This is a genomic window from Treponema sp. OMZ 799 (genome assembly GCF_024181365.1).
In the GTDB taxonomy this organism is placed as follows: domain Bacteria; phylum Spirochaetota; class Spirochaetia; order Treponematales; family Treponemataceae; genus Treponema_B.
In genome coordinates this window covers 168992-183358 of sequence record NZ_CP051301.1, presented here as the reverse complement: position 1 = coordinate 183358, position 14367 = coordinate 168992, and the positions used below count along the sequence as shown (strand labels likewise).

Annotated in this window: 12 protein-coding genes; 3 read left to right on the top strand and 9 right to left on the bottom strand. The window is 43.2% G+C overall.

Going from position 1 to position 14367, the window contains the following annotated elements; translation table 11 throughout:
* Window positions 1-29: 29 nt before the first annotated feature.
* From E4O04_RS00815 to E4O04_RS00775, 9 genes are all read right to left on the bottom strand, one after another.
* A complete protein-coding gene (locus E4O04_RS00815; protein WP_253709065.1) occupies window positions 30-287 on the bottom strand; it encodes a hypothetical protein in 258 nt (85 codons plus the stop codon).
* A 107-nt stretch (window positions 288-394) separates the two neighbouring features.
* Entirely contained in the window at window positions 395-2149 is a 1755-nt protein-coding gene (locus E4O04_RS00810; RefSeq protein WP_253709063.1) for an FAD-binding oxidoreductase, read from the bottom strand.
* Window positions 2150-2162: 13 nt separating this feature from the next.
* Window positions 2163-3722, bottom strand: a complete 1560-nt coding sequence (locus E4O04_RS00805; protein ID WP_253709060.1) for an FGGY-family carbohydrate kinase — start codon at window positions 3720-3722, stop codon at window positions 2163-2165.
* Window positions 3719-4075, bottom strand: coding sequence for a DUF1667 domain-containing protein (locus E4O04_RS00800; RefSeq protein ID WP_253709057.1), 357 nt, complete (start codon window positions 4073-4075; stop codon window positions 3719-3721). The genes E4O04_RS00805 and E4O04_RS00800 overlap by 4 nt, the downstream gene beginning before the upstream one ends.
* The gene (locus tag E4O04_RS00795) at window positions 4065-5426 is read right to left on the bottom strand and encodes an NAD(P)/FAD-dependent oxidoreductase (RefSeq protein ID WP_253709054.1); all 1362 of its coding nucleotides are present in this window, start codon (window positions 5424-5426) and stop codon (window positions 4065-4067) included. Before E4O04_RS00795 ends, E4O04_RS00800 begins: the two co-directional genes overlap by 11 nt.
* The gene (locus tag E4O04_RS00790) at window positions 5423-7174 is read right to left on the bottom strand and encodes an NAD(P)/FAD-dependent oxidoreductase (RefSeq protein WP_253709051.1); all 1752 of its coding nucleotides are present in this window, start codon (window positions 7172-7174) and stop codon (window positions 5423-5425) included. Before E4O04_RS00790 ends, E4O04_RS00795 begins: the two co-directional genes overlap by 4 nt.
* A gap of 17 nt (window positions 7175-7191) precedes the next feature.
* Window positions 7192-7908, bottom strand: coding sequence for a FadR/GntR family transcriptional regulator (locus E4O04_RS00785; RefSeq protein WP_253709048.1), 717 nt, complete (start codon window positions 7906-7908; stop codon window positions 7192-7194).
* 160 nt (window positions 7909-8068) lie between these two features.
* Window positions 8069-8356 (bottom strand): CC/Se motif family (seleno)protein, encoded by a 288-nt coding sequence (locus tag E4O04_RS14130; protein ID WP_371922259.1) that lies wholly within the window; start codon window positions 8354-8356, stop codon window positions 8069-8071.
* 11 nt (window positions 8357-8367) lie between these two features.
* A complete protein-coding gene (locus E4O04_RS00775) occupies window positions 8368-9741 on the bottom strand; it encodes an L-cystine transporter (RefSeq protein WP_253686358.1) in 1374 nt (457 codons plus the stop codon).
* Window positions 9742-9893: 152 nt separating this feature from the next.
* On the opposite strand from E4O04_RS00775, the gene E4O04_RS00770 reads away from it, so the two are divergent.
* The 3 genes from E4O04_RS00770 to E4O04_RS00760 all read left to right on the top strand — a co-directional run bounded on the left by E4O04_RS00770 (window position 9894) and on the right by E4O04_RS00760 (window position 14335).
* Window positions 9894-10577, top strand: a complete 684-nt coding sequence (locus tag E4O04_RS00770; protein WP_253709032.1) for a TetR/AcrR family transcriptional regulator — start codon at window positions 9894-9896, stop codon at window positions 10575-10577.
* 125 nt (window positions 10578-10702) lie between these two features.
* Window positions 10703-12565 (top strand): ABC transporter ATP-binding protein, encoded by a 1863-nt coding sequence (locus E4O04_RS00765; RefSeq protein ID WP_253686361.1) that lies wholly within the window; start codon window positions 10703-10705, stop codon window positions 12563-12565.
* A 30-nt stretch (window positions 12566-12595) separates the two neighbouring features.
* Window positions 12596-14335: an ABC transporter ATP-binding protein gene (locus E4O04_RS00760; RefSeq protein ID WP_253686363.1), complete on the top strand. Its 1740-nt coding sequence runs from the start codon at window positions 12596-12598 to the stop codon at window positions 14333-14335.
* The last annotated feature ends 32 nt before the right edge of the window (window positions 14336-14367 follow it).

The window sequence follows — 14367 nt, the reverse complement described above, 5'->3', positions numbered from 1 at the left end:
AGATAAAAAAACGCACGAAGACAGTGCTTCTATCCTGTGCGTGTTATTAGTTGAGGAAATTTGTGTGTGTTCTGGGTGCATTGTGCAGATTGCGCGCTTATGCCGCTCTGTCCGCTTGTTGCTTGTTGCTTGTTGCTTGTTGCTTGTTGCTTGTTGCTTGTTGCTTGTTGCTTGTTGCTAAAAATTGTGTCAGGCACTGTTCGGCGTGTCAAGTGCTTTTGCAGCCTTTTATGCGTTTTTGTTTGAGAATCTTTGTATTTGCTGTTATCAGTGTGTTTTTCTGTCATTAGTGTACAGTATAGCACGGTTTTTTATAAGTTTCAATGTTTCTTTTGAAAATATACGGGCATCCTCTACTCTGCTTTACAAAATAAGTTTGCTCTACACATAGTTTTTATTCCTCCCAAGTCTTTCCGGCGTATTTTGGTTTTCTCTTTTGGTCTTCAGTCATATCGAGGCCGAGGGTTCCGCCCGGATTCATTATGTTGTTCGGGTCGAAGTGTTTTTTTAAGGCCTTAAAGATTTCAAAATTGGTCTTGCCTATGGACTCTTCAACCCAGGCTGCCGTCATCTTGCCGACACCGTGATGGTGGCTCATGGCAGCCCCTGCCTTCATTATATTGTCGAAGATGCCGTACTGGTATTCTACATATTCTTCCTTATTTTTAAAAAGGCCTATAAAGATAAAGTAGAGGTTGGCCCCTTGAGGATAGGCGTGGGAAAGATGGGTCATGCAGACCGTGTGAGGGCGGGATTTGGCAAATTTTCTTACATCTTCGTGAACCCTAGGCATCATATCCCATGTTACACTGCATTCCATTGTGTCGATTATTACGCCGTAATCCTGCAAGGATTCCCTTAAATAGGGATCGGTAAAGCGGCCGTGCTCCCAGCCGTCCACCGGTTTGCCGGTTAAGAAAAGTCCGCCGTTTTGTTTGCATATACGCTTTACCTTTTTGTAAAGCTGCTTTGAAAATTCCTTATCGCCTTCGCTCCAGCCTAAAAAGAGGCAGCGCTTCATCGGTTTGTACCCCATGAGGTTCATTGCTGTTTCGGCTATGGTGCCCTCTACTCCGTAAAGCTTTAAAACCATGTCGGTTTCTTCCGCATCCGAAAGCCTAAACACCGAAGGAAAGCCCGATTCGTTTTGCATAATCTCGCGGCAGGCCCTCATTCCGTCTTCCCAAGTTTTAAATATAAAGCTGAACTTTTTGCGGGTTTCAGGCCTATATCTAAAAAACCGCAAGGTTACATTTGTAAGAATTCCAAAAGAGCCTTCGCTTCCCATCATAAGCTCATCGATATCGGGGCCGACGGCATGGGCGGGAAGTCCGTAGCTTTTAACTATACCGGCAGGAGTTACATAAGTTTGTTGGAATACAATATCCTTTATGTTTCCGTAATAGGTGGAATTTTGGCCTGCTCCGCGGGTAACTACCCAGCCTCCGACGGAGGAGTATTCAAAGGACTGCGGGAAGTGTCCGCAGGTGTAGGCCATCCTTGCATTGAATTCTTTTTGTGCATTGTTTAGGTGGGCTTCCAGTTGAGGACCCGACATTCCGGCTTGAACCGTGATTGTCTGGTCTACCTCATTGAAGGCTAAAACCTTGTTAAAGTTTTTACGCATATCGAGGGAGACGCCTCCCTTTACAGCCTCAACACCCCTTGTAACGGAAGAACCGCCTCCGTACACATAGAGGGGAATCTTATGTTCATTTGCATATTTTACGAGTTTAACGATTTGCTCATGATCGGAAGGGTATACAACAACATCGGCTATGTTTTCGAGGATGCCCTCACGGAGGCGATAGGCATCGTACATTGTTTTTCCGTAGGCGACAGATACCCTGTCCTTAACAGCCGTGCTCACATCGGCCTCTCCGAAAATCTCTTTTAGAGCCTCAATGTGTTTTTGTTCCAGGTTTACCGGAAGGCTTTCGGGCAGGGCTTCAAGCCCCTCAAAACGCTTTTGCTTAAAGGCTTCATCTCCTATACCGAAAACGGTTTTCATATATTTATAAAGCCTTTCGTTAGGCTCCTTAAATTCTTCGGGGTTGCCCCACTTTGCCGCCTCTCTAAAAGAGCCCTTAGGCGGAGGTACCTGTTCCCAAACAGGTTTAAAATCCTTGTACTCGTATCTTTTTCCCATAGGTCATTCTCCTTTACCCGTTCATTTTTTTTGTTTCGGGATAATTTGTTATTCTTTGAATATCCTTGTAAATATCTTTTAGTGCAGGATATATTTTTTTGTATACGCCGAAGAGGCCGTCATAAAGGGATCGGTGTTCGGGGTTCGGTGTAAATTCTTTTTCGTATAAGACCATTTCCTTTACGGCATCTTCGATTGAAGCATACTCGCCTATTCCGGCTGCCGTTATGATTGCAGCTCCGAGGGAGGAAGCTTCCGCCGTTTTTCCCCGTACAAGGGGGCGGTTTAGGATGTCTGCGGTAATCTGACAGATAGCATCACTTTGGGATGCTCCCCCCGAAGCGGCAACTTTTTCACATCTCAACCTTCCCTTGGCTTCGATTAATTCCAAGCCTTCACGCAAGGAGTAGGCAAGGCCTTCAATAATTGCCCTGTATAGATCGTCTCTTCCGTGGACATCGCCGAAGCCTATGATGCTGCCCTTTGCATAGCGGTCAAAGATGCTTGCTCCCCAGTAGGGCTGGAGCATGAGCCCCCTTCCGCCCGGCGGAGAAGCGTGCAAGAGCTTATCCAAAATAACTTCGGGGATGATGCCCTTGGATTCGGCCAGCTTACATTCTTCCTTGCCGAGTTCTTCCTTAAACCAGCTTATCATCCAATAGCCGCGGAAGATTTCCAATTCCGAAAGCCATGTATCGGGAAGAATGCCGCTGTAGGCAGGAAAAAGTTTTTTATATTCAAAGTATTTTTTTGAGCAGACTTCGATTGTGGCGGTTGTGCCGAAACTTAAAGAAGCCAGGGAAGAATCTACCACTCCCGCTCCTATGGTCTCGCAAGCCTTGTCGCTTCCGCAGGCAACAAGGGGTATGCCTTGGGGGAGGCCTAATTCTTTGGAAACTTCTTCCGTTAGGGTGCCGATTATTTTTCCGCTTTCGGTAAGGTCATGCCGTTTTTCGTTTTCTAAGGGCATGAGAGTTTCTTCGATCGAATGTTTTTTTGCCCATGTTCTTTTTCGGTTTACAAAGGGAATGTAGCCGACCATCGAGGAAACGGCATCGCATGCTTTTCCGGTCAGCTTATAAATAAACCAGCCTGAAAGAAAAAACATCTTCCATGTTTTGTTCCAGATTTCGGGCTCGTGTTCCCGCAGCCAGTTCATCTTACAATTTGACTGAACTGTAACTATAGGATCGTAAACTCCTGCAGCATGGAGGGCTGTACGTATAAGGCGGTTGGGATGATAAGGACCTCGGGCTGTTCTGTTATCCAACCATACAATTGCGGGCCGCAGTACCTTTCCGTTCTTATCGACCAGAACGGTTGTCGCCCTCATCGAGGAGATGCCCATTCCTGCAATATTTTCAAAGTGAATAGGCTCTTTTTCTTTGAGCTGAGCAAGCCCCTCTTTTAAGGCATTCCAGTAAACTTCAACATCCTGTTCTGCCCATGCCGGTTGAGGGCTTGTGTGGGGTTTATAGGAAATACGGCTTGCCGCCAAGATATTCCCCTTTAAGTCAAAGAGCATTGTGCGTAAACTTTGAGTGCCGCAATCAATTGTTAAGAGGGTTTTCATAAGGAACTTCCTGCTGCGATTAAATCGGCTCCGCTTTCGGCAAAGTTTTTTACGATTATGTCTCCGGGTCTTTTTGAAGAGTCCGCTTTAAGTTTCCTTATAAGGTGCATGTATTCTGCAAAGTTTTTTAAGGGAACTTCTTTGCTTGTTTTTACGGGAAGTCTCGGGAAGCCTTCTACCGAAGAAGCTATCGTGCTTGTAAGAATTCTCATAGGACATACAGCCTCGGCTTTTCCGTAGGAAAGACCCTTGGGGCATTTATTGCCTGTAACGCTGATCTTTTCGCCTTCGATTTTTACGCTCAGTCGGCAGCCTCGCGGGCAGGCTGTGCAGATAAGGTTTTTAGTTTCCATTATTGACCCCCTTATTTTCCGATGAAGATTCGCTTAAAACTATTTCAAGCTTTTTTGCCCCTCTTAATTTTTCGCAAGGCAAAATAAAGCGCTCCATTTCGGGAGGTTTAAGCTCTTCATATTTTCGCTCAAAGACGGTTTTGCTGCCGGTCTTAGATTCCGCCTTAGGACTGTCTTCAAGGCAGGATTGAAGGCTCACTGTAACATTTTGCATTTCTTCTGAGGCTCTAAAATAAAAGATGATAGGGCCCTCTGCCTCTGTGTCGATTTTTTGCGGAACCACATAGAGAATTTTTCCGCTGATGTTTAAGGGCAGAAGTTTTTTCTCCACGGCCCTCATGTTCAAAGCAAAATCGCCAGCAGCTTCTCCCGCAATTTTTCCCGATTCGGAAACATAATCGACAAGATCGTTTACATGCAAGGCATTTCCGCAAGAAAAGAGACCTGCAATTTCCGTGTGCATAAATTGATCGACGATGGGCCCCTTTGTTCTTCCGTCCATAGGAACATTGAGGTTTGACAGTATATCGTTTTCGGGAATGAGGCCTACGCTTAAAATCAGAGTGTCACAGGGAATTCTTTTTTCGGTTCCTGCAATCGGATGCATATTTTTATCAACTTGGGCAATCTTTACGGCTTTGACCCTTTCCCTGCCTTCGACTTCAATAACTGTTGTTGATAGATGAAGGGGTATGCCGTAGTCGTCAAGACACTGCACGATGTTTCGGCTGAGGCCTGAGGGGGTGGGTTTGATTTCGTAGACTCCCTCTACCTTTGCGCCTTCAAGGGTGAGGCGGCGGGCCATTATAAGACCTATGTCTCCCGAACCCAAGATTACGCATTTTTTTTCCGCCGTAAGCATCGGCATAAACCCGTGAAGGTTTATGAGGGCCTGTGCCTGTCCTGCAGTAAAAATACCTGCCGGTCTTTCCCCATGAATGTTTACCTGCCTGTCCGTCCTTTCACGGCAGCCCATAGCTGCAACAAGACTCCTTGCTTTAAGCCCAAAAATTCCGTATTCGGGACTTGTAAATTCCATACAAAAAAAATCGTCTTCTTTTTTTAGCTTGGTTAAAAAGGTAAAAAGAAAAATATCTATATTCTCTTTTGCCTCGACCATCTCCTTATAACGCCATGCGTATTCAGGGCCGGTAAGCCTTTCCTTAAAACGGATTAGACCGAAGCCGTCATGGATGCACTGCTTTAAGATGCCGCCTATCTGCCCTTCTCTTTCGATGAGGGCAATTTTCAGCTCAGGACTTTTTTCTGAGGCAGCCAAGGCCGCCGCCATTCCGGCAGGGCCTCCGCCTATAACGATGACATCATAGTCGTTAAATGCAAGTTGTTTCATTTTTCGCCTCCGCTAAAGGCTTCAAAGTTTTCTATCGGCTGAACAAGCTCGGAACCCTCTCCCTTCTTTGTGATCTTTTCAACGGGGATGCGTTTTTCTTCTGCAATAATTTTTAAGATATGGGGAGTACAAAAGCCTCCGTGACATCTGCCGGCTCCGGCTCTTACCCTTCTTTTAATTGCATCAAGGGTGAATACATTTAGAGGATTGTTTACCGCATTCCTTATTTCGCCCTCGCTGACCTCTTCACAGCGGCAGATTATTTTTCCGTACTGGGGATTTTTTTCGATTAAAGCTTTTCTTTCCTCAGTTTCCATTTCGGAAACAGGCTTCATAGCTTTTCTGATCGGCGAAAAATTCTCTTTTAATTTTACGTCCATTTTTTTCTTTAAAATTGAAACGGAAATCTTTACGATGTCCTCTGCAATAGCAGGAGCCGAAGCAAAGCCGGGGGACTGAATTCCTGCAGCGTGAACCAAGTTATCGACCCTCTCGGAAGCCTCGATAATAAAGTCTTCTTCCCATGTGCAGGCCCTTGTTCCGCTGTAGTAGGTTATTATGTCGGAAGGTGAAACCTTTGAGTTTAGCTTTAAGTGTTTTTTTATTTCTTCAAAGGCTTCGGGTCTTGTAGAAAAATCCTCCCTGTCCATAACTTCTACGGCATTCGGGCCTATGAGGAGGTTGCCTTCAACGCAGGGCATTATACCTCCGCCCTTTGAGTGCCCTTTCCGCAGTCTTAAAAGGCTCGGCATGGCGGAGCACGTTTTTTGTAAGCCCTTTAGCCTCTTATCGAGGATGGCATCCGTTCCCTTGCGTGCATGGATCGAAAAAAATCTGTCGCCTGCAAGACCTGCAACCTTGTCTGCCCAAACTCCGGCAGCGTTTATTAAAAGTTTTGCCCGGCAGGTTCCGCGGTTGGTTATAAGTTCTGTTACGGCTGTGCCTTCTTTTTTGACACCGATTAGGGCTGTGTTAAAAAAGAATTCCGCTCCGTTTTGACAAGCGTTTTCGGCATAACAAACGGTAACCTTCATGGGCGAAGCAACCCCCGCCGAGGGAAGCCATAGGCCTCCGTAGTTTTTATCGGTCATAAAGGGATCCATTTTTTTTACTTCTTTTTGGGAGCGGTAGCCGTAATCTCCGTCCACCCCGTTGAGGCGGCATCTTCTTTTCATAAGCGGAATGAGCAATTTTAAAATCGGGTGATAAAAGAGGAAAAAACTTCCGCAGCGGTTTATTTCAAAGCCCAGCTCTTCGGAAACCTTTGTGTACATCCTGTTGCCGCGGGTGTTGAGTTTGCCCTTTATCTTTTTAGGATTATCTGCAAAGCCCGGATGAATCATTCCGTCATTGTGCCCCGATGCCTGCATTGCAACATCGCTTTCTTTTTCAAATAGGGCAATTTTTAAATCGTAGCGGGATAATTCTCTTGCGATGGCGCATCCTATTACTCCCCCGCCTATGATTACGGCATCAAAGTCCCTGCCCGCTAAAATAGAATCCTTTATTTTGGGAAGGCGCATGGGTTCTTCACCTTTGCCGTTTATAGTTAGATCGTTTACGACTCCCTTAAAACCGCAGCGGGCGGCAGCATAGCCGGCCGCCATTCTTTCTTCCATCGAAGAAACATCGCCTTCTAAAACAACGGATTTTACGTCAAGTGAAATTTTAACTCTTTCGCCGAGTTTAAGCCGCTTTAATTTTTTTTGTAAGCGTAAAAGTTTTTTACTAAAATCCTCATCTTTCATAACATTGCCTTCAATAATTATTTATGATAAGCTCCATCCCTATAGGTTTCGGGCCGGGTTAATTGTGCCATTATCCGTAAAGCCGTTTCTTCATCTGCTTCGACCAGAGCATTAAAAAAAAGCTGTTTGTATTCCGGAATTTTATCTGCATAGGAAAGGTCTTCACATAAAAATTGTTTAAATTGGTGTTTATAAATTTCTTTTGCTGTTTCAAAGGTTAGTAGAAAAATAGGGTTGTCCGATAATTCTATCAGGGTTCGGTAAAATTCAAAGTCTTCAATTGCTGAGGTTTCAATATCTTCAGGCAGAGAAAAAAGAATCTTATTGTTTAAAGGGAGAAAAAAATGAAAACGTTCCTTTACGGATAGTTTTGAAATTTGTGTGATTAGTTTTTTTATAATGTGGGCTAAAATAAACTGTCTGAATTCTACAAGGTCTGCTTCAATTTTTTCGGGTTCGGATATCTGTTTATTTCGATATAGTTCCGTTAAAAGGCCCATCGATATAAATGAAGTAAAATCGTTTACTGTGCACCCGTGACGCGGCCTCATGATGATAAGACCCTTGGACTGAAGGATCAGCAGGGCCTCATGTACTACCGGCCTTGATACCTCAAAGCGTTCTGCGAGGTCTCTTTCAGGAGGGAGATATTCTCCGGCTGAAAAGATTCCGGTTAAAATTTCATCCTGAATAATTGATGCGATTTTTTCTTTTTTTAAGCCTTGTTCCTCCATATTGAATCCTCCTATAAGAATTTTTTAGCTGTGGTCTTACCACCAATATGCTAGCACAGAGGTTTAAATTTGTCAAGTTTTATTTAGAAGATTTTAATAAAAAAGCGGCAGAGGCCTATAAAGACCTTCCTGCCGCCTTAATTATATTTTATTCAAATGCCTAAAAAACGATACCTTCGACAATCAATTTTTCGGAGAACAATACTTTCTTGTATTTTACAGAAAGAGTGTCGTTTGATGCTTTGATTTTATTTTTTACATAAACATCTACATCTCCAGATTTTATTAAATTGAAGTCTTCCTTATCTTTTTTGGGCGCTGCCGGTGACACGACCGGCTGGGGTTCTCCCACGCCTCAGGAAGCACAACCTATCAGATCGATAGTTATTTCTTTAGAATCAATTTTCTTTAAATAGTCCAATACTTTGGAATCAATATTTATTGTCATATAACCGCTCCTTATTCAACGATGATTTCTTTTCTGTTATAAATTGAGTCATCCAGTTCACCCGTTCTTTTTGCTGCAATTACACCGGAAAGAAGAGAATCGCTTACGTTTAAGGCTGTGCGGCCCATATCGATGAGGGGTTCAATAGCAACAAGAAGACCTGCAAGAGTTATCGGAAGGCCCATTGAGGATAGGACTATGATTGCGGCAAATGTTGCACCGCCTCCTACACCAACGATTCCGAAACTGCCCAAGGCTGTAATTAGGATAAGCTTTACAAGGAAGACAGGTGCCAATGGATTTATGCCCAATGTGGGGGCAATCATAACTGCCAACATTGCGGGATAAATTCCTGCACATCCGTTTTGTCCGATACTGGTACCCAAACTTCCTGCGAGGTTAGCTATACCTTCGGGAACACCTAAGTTGTTTACTTGGTTTGAAATAGTCAGAGGAAGGGTTCCTGCCGAAGATCTTGAAGTAAATGCAAACATAAGATTTGAAAAACTTTTCTTAAAGAAAGTTATGGGATTTAATCCTGCTGTAAGTAAGTACAAGCCGTGTACGATAAACATGATGATAATTGCAATATAGCTTGCTCCGATAAAGCCGATAAGTCTTAAGATTTCGGAAAAATTTGAAGTAGAGGTAATATTAATCATAAGGGCTAAAACGCCGTAAGGTGTAATGCGCAGAACCATTCGGACAAGTCTCATTACTACATCAGAACATGAATTAAGCCATTTAATAAATACCTCTGCACTGTCGGGATTGCTTCTTTTTAGGAATAAGGCTGCAAAACCAAGCATGGCCGAAAAGAAAACCGTAGCCAGAGTTGCGTTTGAGCCCTGACCTGAAAATGCGTAGAAGGGATTTATCGGTATGATTTCGAGAATTTGCTGCTGAATCGGCTTTGCCTCAAAGTCATGAAGTCTGCCTTCCATGGCCTTTCCTCTTGCGATTTCACTTTCACCGGCTGTGAGATTTTCTGCCGATAAGCCGAATGCAGAGGTTGTAAGGGCTCCAACTAGTGCGGATATTGCAACGGTTATCATAAGAACAGCTAAAATTCTTCCTGCTGCTTTTCCGATATTTTGTTTTTGTGTAGCAATCGATTTTGTAATACTTACAATAATTAAAGGGTAAACAATCATCCTAAGCAATCTTACATAACCGCTTCCTACTAAAGTAATCCAGCTCATAGCTTTTTTGATTAAAGCCGTATCCTTAATAGTCAGCTGCAATATTGCACCAAAGATGATACCGACGGCAAGGGCTGTAACTACGCGCACATTAAAGCTCATGTTAAGTTTTTTCATGTATCTAATTCCATACATGAGTAAGAGTGCTGCGGCTACAATGCCTACTATCCATATTGTGTTCATAAAAACTCCCAGTGATTTTGTATTTTAAAATCTATGGACCATTTTATATCATAATTGAAAACTTTTTACTAGAGTGCTTTTATTAAATAATTTTTTATATATCGGAACAATATTCTTGACAAAAAAGTTAAAAATGATAATATAACTTTGTTATGGAAAAAGATGTTAAATCTTCAAAAAAAAACGATTTAAAGGATAAAAGCATAAAAGCTCCGATATCATCCAAAGAAAATATTCTAAAATATGCCGCTAAAGAATTTTTAAAAAAGGGCTGGGAAAAGAGCAATATCAGGGATATTGCAAAAAAAGCAGGCCTCACGACCGGGGCGGTTTATTTTCATTTTAAAAATAAAGAAGCCTTATTCGATGCCTTAGTAAAAGATACATATTTTGAGCTTTTGAAAAAACAAAAACTTATGTACGAAAAACATTTTGCTATTCCCATTACAGAAAAAGAAAAACGGAGAGTCGTACGCTTGGAAGGCCGGAAAGAAATGCTTGAATATGCGTACCGGAACTTTGAAGCAATGAAGCTGCTTTTATGTTCAGGGAAAGGAACAAAATATGAAGACTTGTTCGATAAAATGATGAATGCCGTGTATGAGGCTGATCGCAAAGCATATGAAGAATACGGTATGCTGCAAGGCCGGACCCATGTTGATATTGAACTTTTCAACACTATCGATAGATCTTTTTGGGAATGCCTTTTCCGCACAATAAAGATGGATACTCCATACGAAAAGGCTCAGCGATATGTTTTGATTCTGGACGATTTTTATGAGGCCGGATGGCAAAAAATTTGCTATGACCCCGCCGAAAGTTACGCTCTTGAATAACCGCACACCACGAATTCATCTTCTTTTTATTTAATTTGCTATTGACAAAATTGTAATAAACTACTAACATAACAAAGTTATGTTAGCTTGTGTTAATATCTTAATTTCACAAGGAGAATAAATTTATGAATGAAAAAGAAGAAAAAAAAGCGCCTAAAAAAGTGAAACAGCCAGGAGTTGTTACCCGCATTTTGGCTTATGCGGGTAAACACAAGCCTTTGATCTATTTGTCGCTTTTTTGTTCGGCGCTAAGCACAATTGCGCTTCTTATTCCGTATGCGCTGGTTTTTTATGTAATGCGCGATATCATTTCGGCATATATGGCAGGGACTGCGGTAGACCTTGAGCAGATGATGGTTTATGGAGGAACCGCTTTAGCAGCTGCTGCAGTGGGCTTCCTCCTTTATTTTGCTGCTCTTATGTGTTCGCATATTACCGCATTCAATTTGATGGGAAATATGAATATGCTCTTAACGGACACCTTTGCAAGATTGCCGGTCGGCTGGCATACGGCACACTCAAGCGGGGCAGTGCGCAAGGTTTTTGAAAAAAATGTCCATTCGCTTGAAGCCCTTATAGCGCATATGTTGCCCGATGTTGTGCAAAATGCGGTAAGCCCCATTGCCGTTTTATTTTTAATGTTCTTTTTCGATTGGCGGTTCGGGCTTATTTCGTTTTTGCCATTGGTTATCGCTTTTGTTCTGCAAGGTGTGTTTATGGCAAAGGGGCAAAAAAGCGGCTTTATGGAAAACTACGAAAATGCCCTTGAAAAAATGAACAGTGCAGGAACCGAATATATCCGCGGCATTTCAGTCGTAAAAACATTTAATCAATCAGTACACCGCTTCAAAGATTTTTATACTTCGATTATAAATTACCGAGATTATGTTTTAAAATATTCGATGAGCTGGGAAAACGGCTTTTCCATGTTCCTTGCGCTCTTAAAAACGGGCTTTGTGTTATTAGTGCCTGCCGCAATCATCTTTGCAGGAACGGCAGCTCAAGGCGAAGGATATACAGAATTTTTATACGGCTTTATTTTTTATCTTTCCCTTTCGCCGGTTATGCTCAACATGATGATAAAAATAATATACGGCTCAAGTTTGAATATGCAGGGAGGAGATGCGCTTAACCGTATCGAAGCGATTTTAAGTGAAAAAGCGGCGCCCGAACCGGAAAAGTCTATTATGCCGCAAAGGTTTGACATCGCATTTAAAGACGTTGTGTTTTCATATCAGGATGCAGAAAAAAAGGCGGGCGCGGAAGAGAAAACCGCAGGCTCTTTTAAGAAGGCTATCAACGGCATATCGCTGAATCTTAGCGAACATTCGCTTACTGCTCTTGTCGGCCCTTCAGGCGGCGGAAAGACAACCCTCGTCAATTTGCTCGGACGCTTTTGGGAGCTTGATTCGGGGGAAATTACTATCGGCGGCGTAAACATCAAGGACATCAAAACCGACGACCTTATGCATCTTGTCAGCTTTGTGTTTCAGGAAAACAAGCTCTTTAAAGAAAGTATTTTTGAAAATATCCGCTACGGCAAAAAGGATGCAACGCGCGAAGAAGTGCTTGCAGTGCTCGAAAAGGCTGAATGTATGGACATTATCGAAAAGCTTCCGAACGGCATAGACACCGTGTACGGCACCAAGGGCACCTATGTTTCAGGCGGAGAGGCTCAGCGGCTTGCCGTTGCCCGCTCTCTTTTGCAGGACGCTCCGATTGTCGTGCTCGACGAGGCGACCAGCTTTGCCGATGCCGAAAACGAACATAAAATCAAAAAAACATTCAGTCAGCTGCTTACAAACAAAACCGTCATCATGATTGCTCACCGGCTTTCTTCTGTCGTAAATGCAGATAAAATCTGCGTCATCAATAACGGCAAGGTTGAAGAAATTGGAACGCATGCAGAGCTTTCGGCAAAGGGCGGCTTGTACAGCAAGATGTGGAACAACTTCCAATCGGGTATCAGCTGGAAACTGAATGCTTAGGGTAATTATAAATTTTTATAGGGAGAAGTTATGTTAAAGGATTATTTTGCTTTATCGGACAAGGGAGCACGGGATTTAAATAAGGCATCCGCTCTTGCGACCTTTGGAAATTTGTTTTTGATTGTACCGCTCGGTCTTTCATTTTATGCTTTGCAGGAACTTTTAAAACCGCTTCAAGGAGAAACTACTGCGCCTCTTAATCCGTGGCTGTTTGCGGGTTTGTCTTTACTCATTATTCTTGTGCTGTTCTTAATTGAAAAACTCAAGTACCGCAAAACATTTAATACTTGTTATGAAGAGTCGGCAAATGTGCGTATCTCGCTTGCTGAAAGCATTCGAAAACTGCCGCTTTCATATTTCGGAAAAAAAGATTTATCCGATTTAACGGCAACGCTTTTAAATGATGTTACCACAATAGAACACGCTATCGGGCATACGGGTGCCGACTTATTCGGAGCTATTGCTTCAATCATTATATCGGCCGCGATGCTCGCATTTTTCGATTGGCGCATGACCCTTACGCTCTTTACCTGTTCTGCAATCGGTTTTTTTCTTGTCTATATGTCGCGTAAACAATCGCGCCGCTTCGGCGTTCAGATGAACAGTATCCTTTTCGGTATTTACAATTCCATTCAGCAAATGCTTGACAATATTAAGGTACTCAAGTCTTCCGACAAAAAAGATGATTATGTGCAGGCGGTAAAAGACCGTATTGCATTTAGCACCAAGGAAGCGGTAAAAGCCGAATTGTTTACAGGCGTGGTTATGATAGGTTCGATTATCGTTGTGCGCTTCGGCTTCCCCCTTGTCATTGCGGTCGGTGCCGTTTTGTATGCGAAGGGAAGCCTGCCGCTTTTTACCTACCTTGTTTTCTTGCTGATTGCGGGAAGAATCTTTGAGCCGCTTACTGCAGTCTTTATGATGCTCGGCGAATTCTTTTTTGCTCGTACGGCGGTAGAACGTCAGCTGGAAATCATAAACTATCCTAAGCAGGCGGGAAGCGAAACATTTAATCCTAACGGCTACGATATTCAATACGACAACGTTTCGTTTTCGTATAATAATGATGCCGAGCGCGACACGGTAAGCAATATCAGCTTTACCGCCAAGCAGGGAGAAATTACAGCACTTGTCGGACATTCGGGCTGCGGCAAATCCACGATTGCCCGCCTTGCAGCGCGCTTTTGGGATCTTGCTTCAGGCACGGTGCGCGTCGGAGGTATCGACGTTTCTACCATAGACCCTGAAACGCTTTTATCCGCTTTTTCGATTGTGTTTCAAGATGTCGTCCTCTTTAATGATACTGTGTACAACAATATCCTTGTCGGAAATAAGGATGCAACAAGAGAGCAGGTACTTGCCGCTGCAAAGGCTGCGCGCTGTCATGATTTTATCGAAAAACTGCCGCAAGGCTATGACACGGTTATCGGCGAAAACGGCTACACCCTTTCAGGCGGAGAGAGGCAGAGGCTTTCCATTGCCCGCGCACTTTTAAAGGATGCACCCATCATTCTCCTTGATGAAGCAACCGCAGCCCTCGATCCCGAAAATGAAACTCTCATTCAAGAGGCTTTGACAAAGCTTGTCGAAAACAAAACCGTTATCGTTATCGCTCATCGTTTGCGAACCATAGAAAATGCCGATAAGATAGTCGTTTTAAAAGAAGGCAAAATAGAAGAAATCGGTACACACGAGGAATTGATGAAAGGAAAGTCATCGTATCCGAGGATGTATACGTTACAGAAAGAAAGTGAAGCCTGGTCAGCATAGGCTTTTAAATATGCGGGCGATTACGTTGTCGC